This is a genomic window from Paenibacillus alba, from assembly GCF_013204855.1.
In the GTDB taxonomy this organism is placed as follows: Bacteria; Bacillota; Bacilli; order Paenibacillales; family NBRC-103111; genus Paenibacillus_E; species Paenibacillus_E alba.
Genome location: NZ_JABMKZ010000021.1, coordinates 105,135 through 124,019, shown reverse-complemented (window position 1 = coordinate 124,019; position 18,885 = coordinate 105,135). Strand labels below are relative to the sequence as shown.

Sequence of the window (18,885 nt, the reverse complement as noted above, 5' to 3'; positions counted from 1 at the left end):
AAATGATGAGCGAACATGAATGGTTGGCCGAGCAGTTCGAAGAGCATCGGAATCACTTGCAGGCGGTGGCTTATCGCATGCTTGGATCATTGAGTGAAGCGGAGGATGCCGTACAGGAATCATGGCTGCGTCTGAGCCGTTCGGAAACGAGCGCGGTTGTGAACCTGGGAGGATGGTTGACAACGGTTGTTTCCCGGGTGTGCCTTGATATGCTGCGTTCTCGAAAAGCAAGACGCGAAGATTCAATAGAGGATCATGTACCTGAGACATTGGCAAGTCGTGATGGCGGAAGCGATCCCGAACGTGAAGCTTTGCTGGCTGATTCGGTTGGACTGGCGCTGCTGGTCGTGCTTGGCACGCTGAGTCCTGCAGAACGCATTACGTTCGTGCTGCACGATATTTTTGCCATCCCTTTCCATGAGATAGCCCCCATTGTGGGAAAGTCCGAAGCCGCAGCCAGACAGCTAGCAAGCCGGGCACGACGCCGGGTGCAGGGCACGGCGACAGCGTCTGAAGCGGATCTTGCTCGTCAACGCGAGCTTATTGACGCTTTCCTTGCTGCTGCGCACTCCGGCGATTTCGATGCGCTGGTAGCGGCGCTTGATCCGGATGTTGTGCTTCGGGATGATCGTCAGTCAGGAGCATTGAGAGTTACGCGAGGCGCAGTCGCGCTGGCCAAGCAGGTATCGGGACGTGCGCAAGCTGCGCAGCCAGCCCTGGTGAACGGCGCAGTAGGCATCATCGCAGCCCCTCGCGGAAGACTTCTCTATGTCCTTCAATTTACAATGAGGGACGGCAAGATCACAGAGGTCGAGTTGATCGCCGATCCCTCGCGCATAAGCCAGCTTGACCTGGCGGTATTGGACCCAGCTGGAAGATAAATCCGGCTTGAGGCCGTCGAATGCCTGAGCTTGTTTACTTTTAACAATGCGGTTGATTAGTTTTAATCTGTACTTTACAGGGGGGTTGTATACTTACCGTATGGCCAACTTTCGAAAATACAGATTGAAATTAAACTACGGAGGACAACATCATGGGCATTCACTCTTATTTTAGATCTCTCAATGAATTAGAAAGAATTATAAGGTGCCCGGGCAAGTTCAAGTTTGAGGAGCACAGCGTCGCAGCACATTCCTGGAAAGTCATCCAATATGCCAAAACGCTTGCCGACATTGAAGAGAAAAATGGAGCCAGCATCAACTGGAAAAAGTTATATGAAATTACCAGCAGCCACGATTATGGCGAAATCTTCATTGGGGATATCAAAACACCAGTCAAGCATGCTTCGCCTGAACTTAGGCTTTTAATACAACAAGTAGAAGAAGGCATGGTTTATAACTTTATTGAGGAACATATCCCAGAAGAATTCAAAGAAATATTTCATAATCAACTGCGTGAAGGCAAAGATGAATCGATTGAAGGGTTGATTCTAGAGGTTGCCGATAAGATGGACCAAGTGTACGAGGCTTTTGCTGAAATACAGAAGGGAAACACAGAGAAAGAATTCGTCAAAATGTACCGAAATGCCTTAATTAAAATCAAAAATATTCATTTGCATTGTGTGGACTATTTCTTGAGCCATATTCTGCCGGACATGGTGAACGATGAAATCACTTCTTCCGTTGACATAAGACGAATAACCGAAGAGGCCTTGGCTGACAATGGTGCTTGACACTAAGCTGCTGATACAATTTTTTATTCATATTCTTATATGAACGGAGCCGCGTGGGATGCGGACTCCGTTTTTAGTCTGGGGGCCTCGTTGTTAAAGATGAGCGGCCTTTAATGCTTTACGTTTAACGTACACAAGCTTTAATACGATGCAAGCAAGTGCCAGCACAATAAAGAGGATGCCACTCCAGATGGTTCCGCGCATGTCTGTACCGGAAATAAACCATCCGCCAACAACCGATCCCATCGACACACCTAGATTAATAAAAGAAATATACAATCCTGTTGCGAATTCAGGAGCTTCTCGAGCCTCAGAGGTTAACCAAATCTGGGTTACAATCAATCCGCTAGTATGTGCGGCTCCCCACACAATCATGAGGATGAAAAAAGGCAAAAAAGAGGATTCCCCCAGATAAAGAAGCAGGAAAGATAACGCTAGGGCAATTGGCTGGAAAATGGTCGTTTTCACCATATTGATGGCCAGCAGTCTCCCGGCTAACAGGTTCCCAGTCACACCTCCAACCCCGAAAACGACAAGCATGATACTTATTACTTTGCCACTCATGCCCAGTACTTGCCCCAAGTATTCTGTGGAATAGCTGTAGACGGAAAACATCGCGGCAAATATAAAGGTGGAGGCGGCAATATTTATCCAAAGGGGGACTTTACGCAATATGCCGAGTTGTTTCCTGTAGGACAATTTCTCGGCTTTGGGCGATTGCGGAAGCATAATGGCGATCCCAATGCCAGCAGCGGTATTTACAACGGTACAGAAAATAAAAGCCGCTTCGAAGGGGAACTGACCCGCAAGATAAGAAGTAATCGGAACTCCGAGAACCATTCCCATACTTGTGCCAACAAAAGCTTTGGCGGAAGCTTGCATAGCTTTCTCCTTAGGGTAAAGTGAAGCAGCAGCAATAAAGGCTAGGGAAAAATAGACAGGATGGAACAACGCCGGGACGATCCTAAGCGCCATCAGCATATAAAAATTGGGGGCATAAGCAGACAATAAACTAGCTCCAGCAAAAATAAATAAAGCGATTATCATGACAGGCTTACGATTAAATTTAGACAGAAATAAGACCATAAAGGGACCAAACAGTGCGATGACAAGTGCAAACACCCCGACGAGCATTCCGGCCTGAGACGCGCTGACATGATAACGTTCAATAATAGAGGGCAGTATCCCGACAACGCCAAACTCAATGGTATATACGCCGAATAAGCCTAGAGCAATAAAGAAAATAGGGTTTATGGGTTTTCGTGTAGATCGTATTAGCGACAAAGCGACCACTCCTTCATGATCTTAGTAAGTGAAGAGCCTTGGCCGGTTCATACCGGACCAAGGCTCCTGTGTTCGTTCTTTATTTTTTGTTATAAACCGCTTCGCATAGGTCAACAGTAAACTGGCCCGACATGCCTTCCAATGCCGTATTGGTGAAGGCCACAACGCTGAGGCGCTGCACCGGATCGACGAACCATGAATGCCCATAAGTGCCGCCCATGCGCCAAGTACCGGGTGACTCCGGCGTGTTTGCGTCAATGGGATCCTTAAGCACTGTAATGCCTAGGCCGAAGCCGCGCCCTGGCCAAAAGGGCATAGGGAGATCACCGATTTGGTTGGTCGTCATCTCACGAACCAACGCTTCCGGCAGAAGCGGCGATCCGCCCTTACGTAATGCTTCAAGCAATAACAAGAAGTCCCCCGCGCTGCCAACCATGCCGGCTCCCCCAGAAGGATAGGCGCTGCTGTCCAGTGCCCGGCCAGGGGCTAGCTGGAAGCCTGCCGTACCTTCTAGAAAGGCAATGCTATCGGGATCCTGCAGAGGCCGTGGCTCTGGAGTATGATTCGCATAAGCAGTAGCCAGCCGCTTTGGATCGGCAGCAGTAAAACCAGTGTCGCGCATGCCAAGCGGCCGTGTCACCAGCGCATGTATGGCCTCGCCGAGCGAGGTGTCAGTGACCTTGGCAATTACGGCTCCCAGCACATCGGTTGCAATGGAATATTTCCACTCGGTGCCTGGCGTATAGAGGAGCGGTACGGAGGCTAGACGGCGCAGGTTCTCTTCCAGTGTAATACCTGGCTGATCCATGCCATCGGATACCCCGGCACGCTGATAGGCACCATTCTCTTCTTGAAAGAATCGGTAAGTCAGTCCAGCGGTATGTGTCATCAAGTGACGAATCGTCAATGCTGCGTATTCGTCATTCTGCAGACGCGGCCGAAACGCTGGCAGCCAGCGGTCAACACGATCGTCCAACTGCATGCGCCCTTGCGCAACGAGGACGAGGGCGGCTGCTGAAACGATTGGCTTGGTAACTGAGGCCAGCCGAAATAAGGCATTTTCTTGCATAGGGCGGTTCCTCTCGCGGTCGGCAAGACCAACAGCCCGGTTATAAACCAACTCGCCGTCTAAGGCGACTTGAATGACAGCGCCAACCAACCTTTTGTCCGCGATCGTGCGCTCGATGACTTCATCGATGCGACCTGGCAAATGGTCAGGTTTCAAGATGTTTGAATTTGTCGTGCTCAAAATGATCATCCTTTCGAAATAGTTAAAGCCTTTGACGCTTTACTATTGTAAGTTTATTATATAAAATTAGTTATCTTGATTACATAAGCCAATAAAGCTCAATCGACCTTGCGACGAATAAAACCAAGGTAGTTGGCGAGTGAAAACCTTTAATTTAAAGGAGTGAATTTCGATGGACGTTATTGATAAGCAAATCCTTTTTCACCTTCAAAGCCAAGCGAGAATATCGATGACAGAACTGGGGAAATGCGTCAATTTATCTCAACCCGCCGTAACAGAAAGAGTTCGTCGCATGGAAGAAAAAGGAATCATCAGTGAGTACCGCACGATTGTTTCCCCTGAGAAAATTGGCAAACATGCGGCTGCCTACATGTTTTTTCATTCAAGAGATTGTCACGCATTCGTTGACTTCTGCCGTTCAACTCCCGATGTGGTAGAATGTTACCGCATAAGTGGAGAACACAATTACTTATTGAAAGTGATGTCCGACTCCACGAAAGCCCTCGAAGAATTCGGGAACCAATGTGATAAATATGGGACCTATACGATTCTGATCGTGATGTCGTCGCCAATCGAACATAAATTTCTTATTCCTTCTCTTGAAGAAACAAGCATCAACCTGCTGAGCTAGATTTCGATTGCCATCTTTCATCGGCGCTTGTTATAATTCTCCAAAAAGGATGTTGCGAATATGAGTAATCCGTTTCCCATCATTACCGCTCACTGCGGCAGCATGAATACGCTCGATCATACGCTGTTATCTGTACAAACAGGCCTTCAACTTGGTGCGGATGTCGTGGAGGAAGACATTAGAGTAACGAAGGACGGCATTCCCGTGCTGGCTCATAATGATGAATGGGTGACTGACCATGGATTGAAAGTGTCCCTTTCACGAATGACCTACGAAGAATTAAGAGAGCTCCAATTCGATGTCACGCATGGTCAGCAGCGCGAAACGATTGCGATTTGCAGACTGGAAGACATTTTGCCAGTTATCCAAGCTTCAGGTAAAATCGTGAATTTGGATGTAAAAGTGGACGAGAGCATCGGACCTATTGCCGCTTTAGTGAAGAAATTTGACATGGCTGGCCAAGTGTTTCTGTCAGGATGCGGACTGAATCGAGCAGAGCTTGCTGAGCGGTCAGCCCCTGATCTGCGAAAACTTCTGAATGCTGACAGCAATCTTTTCCGAACACTTTCTTATCAGGAGGCAATGGTAAAAACCTGTGAGGATGCTCTTTCAGCCTCCTGTTTTGGGATCAACATCGAGCATATCCACGTTCGCCAAGAGCTGGTGGCGTATGCCAAATCTCTGGGTCTTCCGGTTTATATTTGGACGGTGAACGAAGAAGAGCTGATGCGCTCGTACATAAATTTGGGTGTTGCCTCGATTACGACACGAGATGTTGCCTTGTTGGTTAATTTGAAGCAAGAGCTGGGAGAGCGTGACTAAGCTTCGGTTTCAAGCGGAGATGCGATTTATTTTTTCCATTTAGCCGCAAAATCGGTTATTATGTGTAATGAAATAAAAAAAGAAAGTGGGATCAATCGTGGGCCGTAAATGGAATAACATTAAAGAAAAGAAAGCTTCTAAAGATGCAAATACAAGTCGGATTTACGCGAAGTTCGGACTGGAAATTTATGTGGCAGCTCGCAAAGGGGAACCGGATCCTGAAGCGAATCGTGCTTTGAAAGTGGTACTCGAGCGCGCCAAAACCTATAATGTACCGAAAGCGATTATTGATCGGGCGATTGATAAAGCCAAAGGCAGCTCGGATGAAATTTATGAGGAGCTTCGTTATGAGGGCTTCGGACCGAACGGCGCGATGGTCATCGTGGATACATTGACGAATAACGTGAACCGTACGGCATCCAGCGTGCGAGCTGCATTTAGCAAAAATGGCGGTAATATGGGTGTTAACGGCTCAGTCGCCTACATGTTCGATGCTACCGCTGTTATTGGGATTGAAGGCAAGAGTATCGATGATATCATGGAGCTTTTGCTGGAAGCGGATGTCGACGTTCGTGACCTTGTTGAAGAAGATGAAATCGTCATGGTTTACGCGGATCCAGAGCAGTTCCACGCTGTTCAAGAGTCGTTCAAAAAGGCTGGCATCACGGAGTTCTCCATTGCTGAAGTAACGATGTTGGCTCAGAACAACGTCAGCTTGCCGGAAGAAGGACAAGTGCAATTTGATAAATTGATTGATGCCTTGGAAGATTTAGAGGATGTTCAGCAAGTGTTTCATAACGTCGAATAAGAATACATGTTTTGATTATCCGCGCCCAGCGCGGTTTTTTTTATTTACGGGAGTTGAATTAGAAAATCATGGACAAAATAGATGAGGTTTTTCTGTGGTTTTAAAATGAAGAAAAGGAGTGTTCACTCATGAGATTTCATTCGAAAGTAGCGATTGTTACAGGCGGTGCAAGCGGAATTGGGGAGGTAGCAGCCCGCTTATTTGCTGAAGAAGGGGCTAAGGTTGTTATTGCCGATTTTTCGGATCGGGGGCAAGCGGTTTCGGATCAATTGAATGCGAAGGGTTTGGATACTTTGTTTGTAAAAACCGATGTGTCCAAAGAGGATGACGTCATTCATATGGTAACCCAAACGGTGAATACATATGGCAAATTGGATATTCTATTCGCCAACGCGGGAATAGCTAAGGACGCTCCAGCGGATCAACTAAGTATGGAGGCATGGCAAAGAACAATTGATATCAATCTAACTGGTGTATTTCTATGCGATAAATATGCGATCAAGCAGATGCTTGCACAAGGTACTGGAGGCTCCATCGTGAACTGCGGCTCGATTCACAGTCACGTAGGCAAAGCGAGCGTTACGGCGTACGCTTCGGCCAAAGGCGGAGTTAAACTGTTGACTCAGTCGCTTGGCGCAGATTATGCAACCAAAGGGATTCGAATTAACGCGGTATGTCCAGGGTACATTGACACCCCGCTCATTGAAGGACGGAGCGAGGCGGTTACGCAGCACCTCATTGGACTTCATCCTATGGGGCGTCTAGGCAGACCGGAAGAAGTCGCCAAAGCGGTGCTGTTCCTCGCCAGTGAAGATGCTTCCTTTATTACAGGAACGAGCCTGCTGGTAGATGGCGGATATACGGCCGTCTGAACAAAGCAAAGACCCGGACACGATAATGTGTCCAGGTCTTTTTTTGGTATATTAGTTGTTAGTATGTGAAGTGTTATGATGCTGTGTATTTTGGGCTTGATGGTGATGATGCATACCTTGTGTATGGTGATGCTGCATTTCATGCATCTGGTGGTGCTGAGTGCCTTGTGCATGATGATGCTGTTGGTGATGAACATTCTGCGCATGGTAATGATGCGGGTGCTGTACCAGAAGATGAGGGTGTGTCTGGTAGGCAAGGTGATGCAAATGCATAGGATGGTAAGCTAGATGATGCATAGGGTGATAGGCATGGTGATGGTGCGGATGGTAAGCGTAGTGATGTTGTGGATGATAAACATGATGAGGTTGTTGTTGGTGGACAAAGTGTTGTTGCGGATGTGCAGGATAATGCACGCCTGGTACTGCTGCAATAGGCTGTTGATAGATGGGTTGGTTATCCCCGGTCCAAGTTGGTGCTGGCGCTGGAGCTGGCATTGGCATTGGCATTGGCATTGGTGTTGGCGCTTGTTGAACTGGAAGGAGCGATTCATTTCTTGTTGCTTGTTGATAAAAAGGGAGGTTATCCTCCGTTGATGCATTACGTTGTGTCATTGTTCTTTCCCCTTTCTGATGTAGGCATACGTCATCCTATGCAAGGAGTAGAAAACAGGGCACTTGTCTATAGAAATTTTTTCTTTTTTAAAGGCATCGCTTTATCGAACATAGATCGAATCCCCGATTTTCACCGTAATGTGCTTCTTCCGATCACTGCCCTGAAACGGCGCGAAGAAGGTAAAGTCGGGATGCACATACCGATCCGTCATGAATGCGGATTGGGTACTGCCATCTAATCTGTATTTGTTCAAAATCGTAATGACCACTTCTGCTGAGGTGATTCCCAGTCCATGACCGTGTCCATAATAGAGACCTTCCTCGATCATGACGACATTTTCTCCTTTCCACCAAGGCAGCATAGGATGAACCTCCGGGTTCTCGAAATAGATGATATCCCCCGTAATGGCTTCCTCATTCCCGATTCGGTCGATCAGGTGCAGCTTGCTGTTGGATTGCCAATCAAATATTAAAAGATTTGAATTCATCCTATCGAATTGCCTAGGATCGATGGAGTCTAATATCGCTTTGTACAAGATGACAATGACAGCCATGGAACACTCGAAAGCATAGGCGCTTCCATTTGTGAAAATATCGCGAATTGCCTTTTGCGGGGAAGCGCCGGCATTCAACTTGAATCTTCCCTGATCGGTTATGTTCCAATAGGCGGGATTAGCCATGGATTTTTTGAGATCGGCGAAATAGACGCCGCTGGTACTGAGCGCTTTCGCGGACTCCATGATGTGAGTTCGCATGTTTAGTTCAAATAAGAGGGTATCAACCGAGTCGTAGTGATACTCTACAGCGCTGTTATTTTTTTTCTGAAAAATAGTTAATTCCTGCCTAGTCAGCGTACCTTCACCGAAGGTTATTTGGTTGGTTCCCGTGAGAATGATCATGGACGTCTCCTCATTTTGTTAACATTCAGGTGCAGCCATTCTATTTTTATGCGGGAGAAATACCGAAACAGAACCTTAAATAAAGGCAGATTGGATGGGAGTAATCATGGCAAAGTGGCTGATGAATGAAGGGACGCTTTCCTATATACTATTTTCAAAGACGAAGATTGCAGGAGTTCTCTCCAAGCAAACAAAAGGGGAATTCATAGAGAGATGGATAAATTGAGAGGCAAGAAAATCGTAATTGCCGGTTCTAGGAAAACAGAGGAAATGAGCTTGTTAATCGAAAAACAGGGAGGAATCCCGCTAGTTCGTTCTTTGCAAGGCTTCGTCTATTTGGATGAGAAGGTCGTAGAGAAAGAACTATTATTTTGCGTAAACAACAAAGTAGATTGGTTTGTACTTACAACAGGTACAGGAACAGATACACTGCTCGGGGCAGCCGATCAGCTAGGCATTTATGCGGATTTGATACACCAAATGAAGGCTGCAAAGGTTGCGGCACGCGGGTATAAGACATACGCTTTGCTAAAGAAGCTGGAACTTAAGCCAGAGGTCATCGATGAAGATGGGACGACGCAAGGGTTAATGAATCAGTTGTCTTCCTATGACTTCTCGAACCAAACGGTAGTCGTCCAGCTGCACGGAGAAGTCCAGCCTGCATTGATCCAATTTTTGGAGGAACGTGGGGCTCGGGTTATTCAGCTGCTGCCCTATCGGCATATTGAGCCGGAACTAGCAACACTTGAAACCTTATGTCAGGAGCTTAAGACAAATTCGATTGATGCGGTTTGCTTCACGACAGCCGTACAGGTGAAATATTTGTTCGACTATGCGCGGCGTGAGGGAATGATCGAAACCGTTCTTCAGTCATTTTCCACACATGTCAAAGCGGTTGCCGTTGGCAAAGTAACAGCTGAAGCCTTGAAAGAGGAAGGTTTGAAGCTAGTCATTGTGCCTGAGCTGGAGAGGATGGGGGCGATGTTGATTGAATTGGTGAAGGTTTACGGCAGGTCAGAAGCGTTGTGAATATTCAAAATATCATGACTGGCATCATGTCATCTTTATTGGCATGCAGCGGCGGGGCCTTATTAGTAATCCATGCAGCACAAAGCGCAGGGTTCACTCGGAGTGAAATTGTTACTTGGATGTTTGCTGTTTATTTTATCGGCGGACTTCTGAACCTCACGATGACGCTTAAGTTCAAGATCCCTTTTGGCGGGGCTCATTCCATTACGGCAATCGCCTTCTTGACGTCAACGGCTGCGCAATATTCACTTCATGAATTAGCCGGGGGGTTTATCTTGTCGGGCTTAATCATAGCTTTGCTTGGTTTCACTGGTCTCTTCCATAAGGTGCTCAATGTCATTCCAAAGCCGTTCATTGATGCACTGCTTGCTGGGCTGATTCTAAATTATGTTGTGAAAATAGTTCCGGCAGTGAAGGATATGCCAATAGTAGGATTACTCGCTATGTTGGGGTTCTTCATTACCCGCATCATTTCCAAAACAATTCCGCCATTTATGGGTGTGCTTGTTTTTGGAATTGCGGGCTTGCTTCTCAGCTATCATTTTCCGCAGATGCAGCATACAAGCTTTATCGTGCCACTTCCAGTCATGCCTGCGTTTACGATGGATGCTCTACTGTCTATTGCCATTCCAATTTCCATACTAATTGTAAGTAACGATATCGCCGTAGCATTAGCTGCATTGAAAAATAATGGATATCATCCTCCGGTGAATAAGACGCTTATTTTTTCAGGCTTATTTTCAGCAGCAGCTGGACTATTTTCAGGCCATGCTGCCAATATTGGCGGCATGATGAGTGCGCTTTGCAGTGGGGAAGACGCGGGTCCGCGAGATCAACGAATTTGGGCGGCGATCGTTTCAGGGACACTCGTTGCGTTATTTGGATTATTCGCTTGGTTAATCATTGATATCATCGAGCTGCTTCCTTCATCCTTTGTTGCAATTATTACTGGCTTTTCTCTAGTCGGGGTACTGATGAATAGCTTGCAAATTGCTTTTTCAGCTATAAATTTCAAATTTTCTACGCTGTTTACGTTTATTATTGCGATATCAAACATAACACTTCTGGGCATTTCGTCTCCTGTTTGGGCATTAGCTGTAGGTGTGGTTACGGCTCAACTTTTTGGAGAAAAGAAATCACCAGCATAGAATTCGATAAGGTTAGGACATGCGATGAAACAAATAAACATGGGAATTTGGTTCTGGGCGCGGATTTTTCTTCTAATTGCCCTAGTGGTAGCTTTTTTTTCCAGGCATGAAGAACCACAAGCTAAAACGAAGTTTGAACGTATACAATGGGCGGGAGAAGTCAAGGATTGGCTGCCAAAGCAAGAAGATAAAGAAAGCTATGAACAAGTTAAAAGAGTCATGCCTGAACTCATTGTTAATCATCTAAATCCATCGGCTAGAATACAATTGAGCCTGCACCTTAAACCTATTGATGTGAACCATAGCGAAGAGGTCTATCCGGTTGGGAGCGGTGTATTGGTTCATGGGGATCAAAAAATAGCCATATACGTCAATGCTACTTCAACACTGATGAAGCACATACTCAAGGATGGAAGCGTGTATATCCAAGGCTCCATGCACACCATTCTGACGGCAAAATCGAAGCAGACAAACGCGGTTCTAGCCATCGAAGGACTGATGGGAACAGATGAATTTGAAATCACCTATCCTTACACGGATGAAGCCGGAACTATCGTTTTTGGCAAAGGCATTCACTCCCATTTGGATGAAATAAATAGCTTGAGGAAATAAAAAACTGCCCTTAACAGTTGTTAAGGGCAGTTTGATGTTGATTACAGTTTTACAACGTTCTCAGCTTGAGGTCCACGGTTGCCTTGAGTGACATTAAATTCAACGCGTTGTCCTTCGTCCAGAGATTTAAAACCGTCTCCTTGAATTGCGGAGAAATGTACGAATACGTCATTTCCGCCTTCCACTTCGATAAAGCCAAAACCTTTTTCTGCGTTAAACCATTTTACTGTTCCTGTTTCCATTATTCATTACCTCCAAATGCGAATTAACATGTTTTTTTAATAAAAAAATCACACATTGAAAAAGTTACCATAACACAAATGATCACTTTTTCAATATGTGAATTTATGTGGAAAGTTAATTTCCTGTAATTCTAACACATATAAACGAGATAAGCAAACTTTTTAACTTAATGAAAATGATAGAAGACGATCTTTCTCCACAAAAGCTTCATTAATTCAGCTCTAGTCAACTATCTTTTAAGGGAAATGTGGTATACAATTAAGCTAACAATGGAAGGACGGTGTTTAGCATGGGGGTATTCATTCATGACGAGCCACCTGTACGGGCAATGAAGAAAGCTTCTTGGCTGTTATTGATGTGTTACGTAGCATCCTCATTTTTCTTTACGATATGGGGAGGCTGCCTGCTGCTTGGGGCGCTTACTTATGTTATGTTCACGAAGATCAAGTCAGGAACGCCCAACAAATAAAGGCATGAACGAAAGAGGAACTGCTGCTGCAGTTCCTTTTTTACATAGAAAATGATTTAAATAAAACTTTACCTAACACAGCTGAACAGACGGCAAAGTATAATAGGAGCAATTACTTTCGGAGGTGTTCGAACATGTTAAAAATTCTAATCCCAATTACGAACTTCAATTGTCGGCAAGGTGAAATGAGCGGTAGAACGTAAGCCAAACTAACGGATCTGCCGCATCATAGAGAGGCGGATCGGAATGACTAGTAAGGATAACGCGTCAAGGATTTACACATTAATGAAATGGATGACATCGCTTGCAAATGCCACGATGTTCACCACATATGCGGTTTATCAGGTTATTGCCATGGGCTTAAACCCTCTTCAGCTGCTGCTGGTTGGGATGGTTCTAGAAGTAACTGTGCTTGTTTTTGAGGGAATTACTGGTGTCATCGCTGATACGTACAGTAGAAGGCTGTCTGTCATTGTCGGTATGTTTGTTCTTGGAAGCGGGTTTGTTTTGGAGGGCAGCGCGATGTGGCTGGGGTCAGAGGTCTCACTGCTTTCGGCATTCATGTGGCTGCTCTTGTCGCAAGTGATTTTCGGGCTGGGAGCGACTTTCGTTAGCGGCGCCGACACGGCTTGGATCGTAGACGAGGTGGGCGAGGAGCATGCGGGGACAATTTTTATGCGAGCAGGACGCATCGGATTATCCGCTACGCTGCTTGGCATCGCGCTGAGTGTAGGGTTGTCCGCGCTTGCACCGAATTTGCCCTATGTGATAGGCGGTTTCATCTATCTCTTGCTGGGGGTTATTCTGCTCGTCTATATGAAAGAGACGAAATTTACGAAACCGCAGCCTTCGGCCGGCGCTTCAAATTGGCATCGCCTGACGTCGACATGGCTGTCAGGTGCGAAGGTCATACGTTCTCAACCCGTTCTGCTCATGATCGTGATCGTTACGCTGTTCAGCGGTGCTGCCTCCGAGGGCTATGACCGGCTTTGGCAGGCTCATCTCATCACGGATATCGGATTCCCGAATTCGTTGGCTTTGTCGGCAGCGGTTTGGTTCGGTACGATCGCGCTGCTGTCCACTTTGCTCAGCCTAGGCGTCATGGCCTTCGCCGAGAAACGGCTCAATATGGGGAATGAGCAGGTCGTACTGCGCGGGATGTTCGTCTTAACCTTGGCGCGCATTGGCGCCATCGTATCAATTGCTCTTGCGCCCAACTTCGTCTGGGCGCTGGTCTCCGTACTGTTCTTCGAAGCCGTACGCACGCTAAGCGGACCGATCTACGACACGTGGCTCAACTTGAACATCGAAAGCCGGTCGCGCGCGACCGTGCTCTCGATGATGAGCCAGTCGGATGCGCTCGGTCAGACAGCCGGCGGACCGCTGGTCGGCTGGGTCGGGAAGCGCTTCTCGCTGCGCACATCGCTGGTTGCGGCCGCTGTGCTGCTCGTCCCTATTCTTGGCGTTTACGGACGCACGCTGCGTAATCGGCGCGAAAGAGATTCGTAGCGTTTCGCTGCGAAGTGTGGGATGTGCTTGGGGGAACAAGTAGATGGAAACTAGATAAGTGTGAGGTAATAAGATAAGTAGATGGTAACTAGATAAGTGTGAGGTAACAAGATAAGTAGATGGTAACAAGACAAGTGTAAGGAAGCAAGATAAGTAGATGGTAATAAGACAAGTGTACGGAAGCAAGATAAGTAGAAGGTAACTAGATAAGTGTGAGGTAACAAGATAAGTAGATGGTATAAGATAAGTTTGAGGTAACAAGATAAGTAGATGGAAACTAGATAAGTGTGAGGTAACAAGATAAGTAGATGGTAACAAGATAAGTGTGAGGTAACAAGATAAGTAGAAGGTAATAAGACAAGATCAAAGTAACAAAAATGGCATAATGTGCTGTCCCGTGAGTCATATTAGCATTCAAGTGCCAAGAGAGATGTCATGGGGTTGGCCATTTTGCAGCCCCTTGCCTGTTGATAGCTTTACTTTTCACCGGGCAAGGTGAAGCAAAGAAGAGTAGTTGGTTCACGAAGCCTGAAAGCCTGCAAAAGTGCAGCCTTTGTCAACAAAATCATTCGAAAAGTGGGAAAGCCTGCGATAATGCAGGCTTTTTCAGCTTTATCATCTTTAAATCAGAAATAGCCCACAAAAACCTGCACAATCGCAGGAATTTATTGATTTTCGGCTAAAGTAAGCTCAAAAGGATGTATTATCGCAGGCTTTTTAAAACACAACCGCATCATCACGGATGTCCGTGCCCTTGCTTGGGATTAATGACTCAACACTTCCGATTAACAATGTGCAGCCTCGTAAGTCATATTAGCATTCATGCCGCAAGCATGATGTCATGGGGTTGACCATCTTGCAGCACCCTGCGCCTATTGGTAACCTTGCTTTCCTCAGAGCAGGTGAGGCGAAACAAGCTGGGTGGCTCCCTTGGTAGCTTTGCTCTCCTCCGAGCATGGTGAGGCAAAGCAGGTTGGTTCGCGAACTCTGAAAGCCTGCAAAAGTGCAGCCTTTGTCAACAAAATCATCCGAAAACTGGGAAAGCCTGCGATAATGCAGGCTTTTTCAGCTTTTTCATCCTGAAATCAGAAATAGCCCACAAAAACCTGCACAATCGCAGGAATTTATTGATTTTCGGCTAAAGTAAGCTCAAAAGGATGCACAATCGCAGGTTTTTCAAAATGCGGCCGCGCATTCTCGGATGTCCGTGCCATTGCCATGTGCAGCCCCACAAGCCATATTAGCACTCAAGCCGTCAAGCGTGATGTTATGGGGCGGTCATTGTGAGGAAAAGTAGAATTTGCATGGACAATAAGCACCTCAACATGTATTATTTAACCAATTTTTGTGCAACCGCAGAGATTCGGAAATAGCTGTGATAAGATGGTTGGAAACGAGGCTAGACGTGAAAGAAGGGAATTCAATGACAACCACACTCCATCCCAAAAGATGGGGCATCTTGCAAATTATTAATATGGGCACGCTTATATCAACGTTGGATGTTGGTATCGTGAATGTAACCTTGCCTACCATGGCAGAGCAGTATGGCGTTTCTTTGGCGCAAATTCAGTGGGTAGCGACGGCTTACCTGCTCACGATGGTCGCTTTACTGCCTTTTATGGGCAAAATATCGGATAAATGGGATCGCAGAAACATCTACAGCTATGGATTTCTGGTGTTTAGCGCAGGCTCCATGTGCATCGCTTTATCGGACAGTTTCTTAGGGATGATCCTATCACGCTGCCTGCAAGGTATCGGTGCTACGATGATCATGGCGAATAGTCAAGCGATGGTTCGCCAAGTATTCCCCGATCATGAACGAGGTCGTGCACTTGGCATAAACGCAGTCGTCATCGCCATCGGAACGATGGGCGGTCCAGCACTGGGAGGCATCCTCCTGGAATGGGTGAGCTGGCCTTGGTTGTTTTGGATCAATGTACCGATTGGACTGATAGCTTTTGTGCTGGGACTTCGGTGGTTCCCTCGGGTGAAGAATAATGGAACTAACACTTCGTTCGATCTATTGGGTTCCTTTTTACTTGCTGGTGCTATGTTTCTGTTGATGCTTGCGGCTGAAGGGAGCAAAGAGCAAGGCTTTACAACGTCTATTGTGACTGAAGCGATAGTGGGCATCGTTGCCTTAATTGCTCTTATTTTATATGAACGGCGTAATCCGCATGGTATCCTGGATCGGGAATTGTTCAATAATCGCACTATTTTAGTAGGGAATGCAAGCTCATTTCTAATGAATTTAGCGCAGACGGCAACGTTAATTCCAATCGCATTTTACTTGCAGGGACAGTTAGGTTTCTCGACTTGGATGACAGGTGTTTTGTTGATTCTGCAACCGCTGCTTATGGGGATTGTCGCCCCTTATGCAGGAAGGTTTCGAGACTTGTATGGGGGGTATTTCCCTATCACGTCAGGGGCTCTGTTCGGAGCTGTATCCATGCTGTTCGTCATATGTTTTCCAAATGTTAGTGGGCTTGCAATCGGATTGCAGCTTGCCTTGTTCGGGATCGCTACGGGATTGTTCCACGCAACAAACAATGCGGAAATCATGAGTGCTGCGCCCGAGTCAAAGCTAAGTCTGGCTGGAAGTCTGCTTGCGATGGTGCGTTACATGGGGCAAATTGCCGGAATTGGCTTAGCTACACTCTTGGTCGGCCACATGGGATTCGATGGGGGAGGGACTGGGGAAACCAGCGTATCCATGCGAATACTTTTTGGTATTTGCTGCTTAAGCTGCCTAGCGGTAGCTGCGGTGGGGAGGACAATGCCGCGGAATAAACCTCTTTCTACGGATTGAGCTGACTAGACATGCAATAACTCTATTGACTAAAGCTTGAGAAATCAAGCTTTTTGTTGTTATTATAAGGAATAGCTCGCCGATTGGTTAATTCCTAAGTCTTTTTTCGTCTGGCATTTATTATTCAACACTGGTGTTCTTCATTGCCTCATCAGTTACTCACTTATATTATAAAATTAAATCATGGAGGAATCGCAATGAGTCAACGCTATCGAATCACTAGAGCAATGCAGGAAAAGGATGATGCAGCGAGCACCATCTCTTTGGAAGAGTGTAAACTGTATTTCGCATCCCAACCCGATTTCACTTATACGTCCGTGTTTACGGTGACGGGGGCCACAAGCATGTCAATCGAGGGGGATTTTTTCATGTGGAGCTGTGGCGATACGAAGATTCCTTTTCGGCATTATCAGGGAGATATCTACGTATCCGGGACCAATGAAGCTGTGATTCCGAGGATGCTGGAGGTTGCGAGCGAATTGGAGGCCGATGTGCTGGAAGGGTGAGTTACAAGTGTGCACGCAAGCACAAGGAAAGGCAGGCGGCGTGAAGGCTGTCTTTTGACTTGTTCGGAAGTGGAAAGCATACCGCATAATAAATTCAAAAAACACGATTTCAACAGCGGTTGGAACATCACATCCCTCCCTCCCCATGGACAAAAGTATGGGTTTACACGCAAAAGGACCGTCAGGATATTTTCCTTGACGGTTTTTCTTACTGGGTCCTTTTATGTTAAGATGTGGGTAAAACTATAGGTGGATTCAACGATGAATTATTCGCAAATAATGGGAATTCCAGTACCAAAAATCACGATGGAAGAAACAGTGGAAATCATTGACCAAGTCATTGTGGATAAAAAAGCGGAACTGTTCCATGTGGTAACGCTTAATCCAGAAATAACGATGTCTTGTCAGCATGATTCACAGCTTCGATCTATCATTGATGAAGCGGGTCACCTCACGGCGGATGGAGCTGGTATTGTGATGGTCTCTCGTTTAAAAGGAAATCCACTTCCTGAACGCGTTACAGGATGTGATCTGCTGATCCATTTATTGGAGAGAGGGAACAGAAATCATTGGTCATTTTATTTACTGGGCGCGAGTGAGATGACGAGCAGCAAAGCCGCAGAAGAGATAAGCTTGAGATACCCGAATATTTCCCTAATAGGTAGACAGCATGGCTTTTTTGATCAGAAGGATGAGGCACGGATTGTTGAAGAGATTGCGACCTTGAGTCCCGATGTTTTGGTCGTTGCGCTTGGAGCTCCAAAGGCTGAATTATGGATACATAAATTTAAAAGCAAATTGAATGTTAGGGTGGCTATTGGTGTTGGAGGAAGTCTGGATGTCATCGCCGGGACAGTAAAAAGAGCGCCAGTTGCTTGGCGCAAGCTAAATGTCGAATGGCTGTATCGATTAATCAATCAACCGTCCAGATGGAGAAGACAGTTGATTTTGCCTCGATTTGCCGTAAAAGCCTACATGTTCAAAGAAAATAAAAGGTAGACGATAGCGGAGAAGCTTGCTGGTCAAGCTTCTTCTTTTTGTTCTTTAAGCTCATGAAGATAAGCCACGGCTTCAGAACGGTTGGTAACATTCAGCTTTTTGTAAATCGTGCTCAAATAATTTTTTACAGTGCCTGTTGTCAAAAATAACTCGGAAGCAATTGCTTGATTAGACTTGCCTTGTTTGAGGTTCCTTGCAATATTTCGTTCCTGTATGGATAAAAAGTGCAACTTATCTTCATAGGGCTGGTCGGAATAAGTGGGGGCGCCAACGTCCTTTGCGGAATTTTTTTTGTGTTGTTCGGAGGCATGGAGTGCCTGAACAAGACGCTGCTGGATGCTGGAGGGGTAATTGATACGCCCATCGAGACAGTCTTGAATCGTAGAAAGAATTTTCTCCGTTTCAACCCCCTTTATTAAGAAACCGCTTGCTCCGTGGCACAGTGCTTCCCATATGTATTCTTCATCCTCGAAAGTTGTCAAAATCAACACCTTCGTGTCAGGGAATTCCAATTTGATTTGCCGAGTTGCTTCCAAGCCATCCAGCTTCGGCATATGAATGTCCATCAAAACGAGCTGCGGACGATGCTGTTGTACTTGCGTTATGGTTGCCAACCCATCGCCTGTTTTCGCTACTACGGTGTAGTTGTCCTCCATGTTTAGAATGGCTGCTAAACCGTCGCGAATTAAGGGCTGATCGTCTGCGATAAGAA

At 46.3% G+C, this 18,885-nt stretch carries 20 protein-coding genes; 14 read left to right on the top strand and 6 right to left on the bottom strand.

Annotated elements, in window-relative coordinates; translation table 11 throughout:
- Positions 1 to 5 precede the first annotated feature (5 nt).
- Both HQN90_RS23665 and HQN90_RS23660 read left to right on the top strand, forming a co-directional pair.
- Positions 6 to 881, top strand: a complete 876-nt coding sequence (locus tag HQN90_RS23665) for a sigma-70 family RNA polymerase sigma factor (protein WP_173223284.1) — start codon at positions 6 to 8, stop codon at positions 879 to 881.
- A 152-nt stretch (positions 882 to 1,033) separates the two neighbouring features.
- Complete coding sequence (locus HQN90_RS23660; RefSeq protein ID WP_173223248.1) at positions 1,034 to 1,672, top strand: YfbR-like 5'-deoxynucleotidase; 639 nt, start codon at positions 1,034 to 1,036, stop codon at positions 1,670 to 1,672.
- Between the two features lie 93 nt (positions 1,673 to 1,765).
- Here HQN90_RS23660 and HQN90_RS23655 read toward each other — a convergent pair whose 3' ends face one another.
- Both HQN90_RS23655 and HQN90_RS23650 read right to left on the bottom strand, forming a co-directional pair.
- On the bottom strand, positions 1,766 to 2,956 hold the full coding sequence (locus HQN90_RS23655; RefSeq protein WP_216855431.1) for an MFS transporter: 1,191 nt from the start codon (positions 2,954 to 2,956) through the stop codon (positions 1,766 to 1,768).
- 79 nt (positions 2,957 to 3,035) lie between these two features.
- The gene (locus HQN90_RS23650; protein WP_246362799.1) at positions 3,036 to 4,205 is read right to left on the bottom strand and encodes a serine hydrolase domain-containing protein; all 1,170 of its coding nucleotides are present in this window, start codon (positions 4,203 to 4,205) and stop codon (positions 3,036 to 3,038) included.
- Positions 4,206 to 4,377: 172 nt separating this feature from the next.
- On the opposite strand from HQN90_RS23650, the gene HQN90_RS23645 reads away from it, so the two are divergent.
- The 4 genes from HQN90_RS23645 to HQN90_RS23630 all read left to right on the top strand — a co-directional run bounded on the left by HQN90_RS23645 (position 4,378) and on the right by HQN90_RS23630 (position 7,338).
- A complete protein-coding gene (locus tag HQN90_RS23645) occupies positions 4,378 to 4,836 on the top strand; it encodes an Lrp/AsnC family transcriptional regulator (RefSeq protein WP_173223244.1) in 459 nt (152 codons plus the stop codon).
- 60 nt (positions 4,837 to 4,896) lie between these two features.
- On the top strand, positions 4,897 to 5,658 hold the full coding sequence (locus HQN90_RS23640) for a glycerophosphodiester phosphodiesterase (protein WP_173223242.1): 762 nt from the start codon (positions 4,897 to 4,899) through the stop codon (positions 5,656 to 5,658).
- 97 nt (positions 5,659 to 5,755) lie between these two features.
- Positions 5,756 to 6,466 carry a YebC/PmpR family DNA-binding transcriptional regulator gene (locus HQN90_RS23635; protein ID WP_079412144.1) on the top strand — a complete coding sequence of 237 codons (711 nt, stop codon included), beginning with the start codon at positions 5,756 to 5,758 and terminating at the stop codon, positions 6,464 to 6,466.
- Positions 6,467 to 6,594: 128 nt separating this feature from the next.
- On the top strand, positions 6,595 to 7,338 hold the full coding sequence (locus tag HQN90_RS23630) for an SDR family NAD(P)-dependent oxidoreductase (protein ID WP_173223240.1): 744 nt from the start codon (positions 6,595 to 6,597) through the stop codon (positions 7,336 to 7,338).
- Positions 7,339 to 7,389: 51 nt separating this feature from the next.
- Here the strand turns inward: HQN90_RS23630 and HQN90_RS23625 are convergent, their stop codons facing one another.
- Both HQN90_RS23625 and HQN90_RS23620 read right to left on the bottom strand, forming a co-directional pair.
- Positions 7,390 to 7,950, bottom strand: a complete 561-nt coding sequence (locus HQN90_RS23625; protein ID WP_173223238.1) for a hypothetical protein — start codon at positions 7,948 to 7,950, stop codon at positions 7,390 to 7,392.
- Between the two features lie 101 nt (positions 7,951 to 8,051).
- Positions 8,052 to 8,849 carry a protein-glutamine gamma-glutamyltransferase gene (locus HQN90_RS23620; protein ID WP_173223236.1) on the bottom strand — a complete coding sequence of 266 codons (798 nt, stop codon included), beginning with the start codon at positions 8,847 to 8,849 and terminating at the stop codon, positions 8,052 to 8,054.
- 213 nt (positions 8,850 to 9,062) lie between these two features.
- Here HQN90_RS23620 and HQN90_RS23615 point away from each other — a divergent pair, with 213 nt between their 5' ends.
- The 3 genes from HQN90_RS23615 to HQN90_RS23605 are packed head-to-tail and all read left to right on the top strand — an operon-like array spanning position 9,063 to position 11,638.
- Positions 9,063 to 9,878, top strand: coding sequence for a uroporphyrinogen-III synthase (locus HQN90_RS23615; protein WP_173223235.1), 816 nt, complete (start codon positions 9,063 to 9,065; stop codon positions 9,876 to 9,878).
- On the top strand, positions 9,875 to 11,026 hold the full coding sequence (locus tag HQN90_RS23610; RefSeq protein WP_338042370.1) for a benzoate/H(+) symporter BenE family transporter: 1,152 nt from the start codon (positions 9,875 to 9,877) through the stop codon (positions 11,024 to 11,026). Before HQN90_RS23615 ends, HQN90_RS23610 begins: the two co-directional genes overlap by 4 nt.
- Positions 11,027 to 11,050: 24 nt before the next feature.
- The gene (locus tag HQN90_RS23605; protein WP_173223233.1) at positions 11,051 to 11,638 is read left to right on the top strand and encodes a hypothetical protein; all 588 of its coding nucleotides are present in this window, start codon (positions 11,051 to 11,053) and stop codon (positions 11,636 to 11,638) included.
- A gap of 41 nt (positions 11,639 to 11,679) precedes the next feature.
- Here HQN90_RS23605 and HQN90_RS23600 read toward each other — a convergent pair whose 3' ends face one another.
- Positions 11,680 to 11,880 (bottom strand): cold-shock protein, encoded by a 201-nt coding sequence (locus HQN90_RS23600; RefSeq protein ID WP_068669720.1) that lies wholly within the window; start codon positions 11,878 to 11,880, stop codon positions 11,680 to 11,682.
- A 290-nt stretch (positions 11,881 to 12,170) separates the two neighbouring features.
- On the opposite strand from HQN90_RS23600, the gene HQN90_RS23595 reads away from it, so the two are divergent.
- The 5 genes from HQN90_RS23595 (at position 12,171) to HQN90_RS23575 (ending at position 18,173) form a co-directional block, all read left to right on the top strand.
- Positions 12,171 to 12,350, top strand: a complete 180-nt coding sequence (locus HQN90_RS23595; RefSeq protein WP_173223231.1) for a hypothetical protein — start codon at positions 12,171 to 12,173, stop codon at positions 12,348 to 12,350.
- Between the two features lie 246 nt (positions 12,351 to 12,596).
- Positions 12,597 to 13,859 carry an MFS transporter gene (locus HQN90_RS23590; protein WP_173223229.1) on the top strand — a complete coding sequence of 421 codons (1,263 nt, stop codon included), beginning with the start codon at positions 12,597 to 12,599 and terminating at the stop codon, positions 13,857 to 13,859.
- Positions 13,860 to 15,282: 1,423 nt separating this feature from the next.
- Positions 15,283 to 16,668, top strand: coding sequence for an MFS transporter (locus HQN90_RS23585; RefSeq protein ID WP_173223228.1), 1,386 nt, complete (start codon positions 15,283 to 15,285; stop codon positions 16,666 to 16,668).
- 197 nt (positions 16,669 to 16,865) lie between these two features.
- The gene (locus tag HQN90_RS23580) at positions 16,866 to 17,174 is read left to right on the top strand and encodes a hypothetical protein (RefSeq protein ID WP_173223226.1); all 309 of its coding nucleotides are present in this window, start codon (positions 16,866 to 16,868) and stop codon (positions 17,172 to 17,174) included.
- Positions 17,175 to 17,435: 261 nt separating this feature from the next.
- Entirely contained in the window at positions 17,436 to 18,173 is a 738-nt protein-coding gene (locus tag HQN90_RS23575; RefSeq protein WP_173223224.1) for a WecB/TagA/CpsF family glycosyltransferase, read from the top strand.
- 23 nt (positions 18,174 to 18,196) lie between these two features.
- Here the strand turns inward: HQN90_RS23575 and HQN90_RS23570 are convergent, their stop codons facing one another.
- On the bottom strand, positions 18,197 to 18,880 hold the full coding sequence (locus HQN90_RS23570; RefSeq protein WP_338042371.1) for a response regulator: 684 nt from the start codon (positions 18,878 to 18,880) through the stop codon (positions 18,197 to 18,199).
- Positions 18,881 to 18,885: the final 5 nt, after the last annotated feature.

Coding starts and splice junctions, on each gene's coding strand:
- HQN90_RS23630 (WP_173223240.1), top strand. CDS start 6,595: ATGAGATTTCATTCGAAAGTAGCGATTGTTACAGGCGGTGCAAGCGGA.
- HQN90_RS23640 (WP_173223242.1), top strand. CDS start 4,897: ATGAGTAATCCGTTTCCCATCATTACCGCTCACTGCGGCAGCATGAAT.
- HQN90_RS23575 (WP_173223224.1), top strand. CDS start 17,436: ATGAATTATTCGCAAATAATGGGAATTCCAGTACCAAAAATCACGATG.
- HQN90_RS23665 (WP_173223284.1), top strand. CDS start 6: ATGAGCGAACATGAATGGTTGGCCGAGCAGTTCGAAGAGCATCGGAAT.
- HQN90_RS23625 (WP_173223238.1), bottom strand. CDS start 7,950: ATGACACAACGTAATGCATCAACGGAGGATAACCTCCCTTTTTATCAA.
- HQN90_RS23590 (WP_173223229.1), top strand. CDS start 12,597: ATGACTAGTAAGGATAACGCGTCAAGGATTTACACATTAATGAAATGG.
- HQN90_RS23645 (WP_173223244.1), top strand. CDS start 4,378: ATGGACGTTATTGATAAGCAAATCCTTTTTCACCTTCAAAGCCAAGCG.
- HQN90_RS23620 (WP_173223236.1), bottom strand. CDS start 8,849: ATGATCATTCTCACGGGAACCAACCAAATAACCTTCGGTGAAGGTACG.
- HQN90_RS23595 (WP_173223231.1), top strand. CDS start 12,171: ATGGGGGTATTCATTCATGACGAGCCACCTGTACGGGCAATGAAGAAA.
- HQN90_RS23615 (WP_173223235.1), top strand. CDS start 9,063: ATGGATAAATTGAGAGGCAAGAAAATCGTAATTGCCGGTTCTAGGAAA.
- HQN90_RS23660 (WP_173223248.1), top strand. CDS start 1,034: ATGGGCATTCACTCTTATTTTAGATCTCTCAATGAATTAGAAAGAATT.
- HQN90_RS23600 (WP_068669720.1), bottom strand. CDS start 11,880: ATGGAAACAGGAACAGTAAAATGGTTTAACGCAGAAAAAGGTTTTGGC.
- HQN90_RS23580 (WP_173223226.1), top strand. CDS start 16,866: ATGAGTCAACGCTATCGAATCACTAGAGCAATGCAGGAAAAGGATGAT.
- HQN90_RS23585 (WP_173223228.1), top strand. CDS start 15,283: ATGACAACCACACTCCATCCCAAAAGATGGGGCATCTTGCAAATTATT.
- HQN90_RS23605 (WP_173223233.1), top strand. CDS start 11,051: ATGAAACAAATAAACATGGGAATTTGGTTCTGGGCGCGGATTTTTCTT.